1 protein-coding gene is annotated in these 836 nt (G+C 59.7%); it reads right to left on the bottom strand.

The annotated features are described in order from the left end of the window. Positions 1-18 precede the first annotated feature (18 nt). Positions 19-696 (bottom strand): hypothetical protein, encoded by a 678-nt coding sequence (locus EXE44_RS15865; protein ID WP_137717911.1) that lies wholly within the window; start codon positions 694-696, stop codon positions 19-21. Positions 697-836 lie beyond the last annotated feature (140 nt).

Here is an 836-nt window from a genome sequence, read left to right as displayed (position 1 = left end):
CACTCGGTACGTGGTCTCTCAGTAGGCGACGCGATCGGGGCCGTCCTCGACGGCGACGATGGTGCCGTCGGCGGGTGCCGTGACCGGCTCGCCGAACGCGTAGTAGTCCTCTAACCGCTGCCCGTTCCCTTCGTGAGTGTCTCCGTCATCGTCGGTAACCACGAGGTCGTAGGCGTACCGTTGGGAAACAAGCCCCCAGGAGTGGGACGTGGACTTGGTGATGCCGCCGTTGGTGACCGTCCACTCCCTTTCAACAGGGACGGAGAACTTCGTCGTCGGTGTCTTGCGAGTTCGATTGGGCGGTCGCCCGCGATGGCGGATGTAGGCGACGGCGGTCCCGCCCGATTGGAGGAGTTGCGTAAACAGTCCCCAGGGGGTAATCATAAAGACGAGTTGTGAAACGATGATCTTCGCCCGTGCCCAGTTCGACAGGCCGTGGTCATAGCCGTCCTCTGTCGTCGAAACGGTCGCCAGCACCAGCGGCAACACCCCGCCGATGAGGTACAGGATGTTGTCCGCCGGTTCGGGCACGCCAAAGTGGTCGGCAGTCAGACCCAGGGCGAGGAACACGCCCACAATGGCGAAGCTGTTGCGGTTGGCCAGCCACTCGACGACCTGCCGGAACGCCGATAGCTCTGAGTCTGTCTCCTCAGCCGACGCGGATCGGTCGGCAGATGCATTTAGGTTCTCACTCATCAGTCTAACCCTTGTACCAGTGGATATTAGTGGTTTTGAGAATTCAGGTTCACAAGTCTTGGTACCAAACCACATTTCTATGCCGGCCAACCGGCGGTAAGCTTACTACGATATCACACAGACTAACTCATATGACCGAC

This window comes from Halorubrum sp. SS7 (assembly GCF_005435055.1).
GTDB classification, from domain to species: Archaea; Halobacteriota; Halobacteria; order Halobacteriales; family Haloferacaceae; genus Halorubrum; species Halorubrum salinarum.
Note: the sequence above shows the minus strand (reverse complement) of the source record. Positions and strands in the feature narration are given on the sequence as shown.

Excerpts from the sequence above, each read along its gene's own strand:
- EXE44_RS15865 (WP_137717911.1), bottom strand. The coding sequence starts at position 696 with ATGAGTGAGAACCTAAATGCATCTGCCGACCGATCCGCGTCGGCTGAG.